Annotated in this window: 1 pseudogene; it reads right to left on the bottom strand. The window is 71.7% G+C overall.

The features are described 5' to 3' along the window. Positions 1-26: 26 nt before the first annotated feature. Positions 27-1,385, bottom strand: a pseudogene (locus tag ACYVE9_RS26975) (D-alanyl-D-alanine carboxypeptidase); the annotation flags it as partial.

Below are 1,385 nucleotides of genomic sequence, written 5' to 3'. Positions count from 1 at the left end.
CGGGAGTGTCAGCCGGTGCCGCCGGCTCAGAGGACGCGGGTGATCCGCGCGCCGGTCCCCGGCTCGGTCAGCGGCTCCGCCAGCTCCACCGGCACCCGCACCTGGCCCGGCCCGGCCCCCACGGTCAGCGTGCCGACCTCGGTACCGGCTGCGGCCGTGGCGGGAATCGTCTCGTCACCCGTCGTCAGCGCCAGGTCCACCTTCAGCCCGGACCAGCCGACCGCCGTGACGTCCTCGGTCGCGACCACCGGCGTCCGGCCGCCCAGCCCGTCGTCGACGTGGCCCACCACGTCGCCCTTCTTCACGATCTTCTCCGAGGTCAGCAACTCGCCCGCCGAGCTGATCAGCTCCCGGCCGGCGCTCAACGCACCCTCCAGGATCGAGTTGCCCGGGCCGGCCGGCGGCTGGCTGAGCACCGCCCCGATGACGAGCTGCTTCGTCCCGCCGACCTCCTTCTCCGCCGCGAACAGCAGGTTGCCGCCCGCCGCGGTCGTGGTGCCGGTCTTGATGCCCACCGTGCCGTCGTACGGCACCAACTGGTTCCAGTTGCTGTGGTTCTTGCCGTTGCGGTCGTTGTACGACGGCTGCGCCACGGACGCCCGGAACGCCTCCAGTTCCATCGCCGCCCGGCCCAGCTTCACCTGGTCCACCGCGGTGCTGACGGTCTCCTTCCGCAGCCCGCTGGGGTCGGTGTACGTGGTGTTCTTCATCCCGAGCTCGTCGGCGGTCGTGTTCATCTTCTCGACGAACGCCTTCTCGGTACCGGAGTCCCACCGCGCGATCAGCCGGGCCACGTTGTTCGCCGAGGCGATCATGATGGCGTTGAGCGCCTCCGCCTGCGTGAGGGTCTCCCCCTGCTCCACGTCGATCGTCGACTCGCCCTGCTCGCTGAGGCCGGCCTCCTCCTCGGCCTGCTTGTCGACCGGGATCGACTTCCCGTCCTCGCCGGACTTCATGGGGTGGTCCCGCAGCAGCAGGTAGGCGGTCATCGTCTTGGCGACGCTGGCGATCGGCACCGGCTTCTGCTCACCCGAGGTGCCGAGCGAGCCGAGACCGTCGATCTCCATCGCCGCCTGGCCCGACTCCGGCCACGCCACGCTCGGCTTGCCGCCGTCGAAGGTGTGGCTGGACTGCGCGGTCAGGCTCAGCGACGGCTCCGGCAGCGGTCGCAGCAACTGCGCGGTGACGAAGGCGATCACCAGCAGCAGCACCAGCGGCGTCCAGATCTTGACCCGGCGGACCAGCACCCGCATCGGCGTCTCGGGCGGTGCCGGCTTGTTCGTCAGCTGCGCCAGCAGGTCGAGGGGCCGCTCACCGGGGCCGGGCGGCAGCGGCTGCTGCCGGGTCCGCTCCACCTCGGCCGGCCCGGCCTCGGCCGGCGTGAC

The sequence above is a fragment of the Streptomyces sparsus genome, from assembly GCF_054776295.1.
The sequence above is the reverse complement of the archived record's forward strand: the minus strand, read 5'-3'. Positions and strand labels throughout refer to the sequence as shown.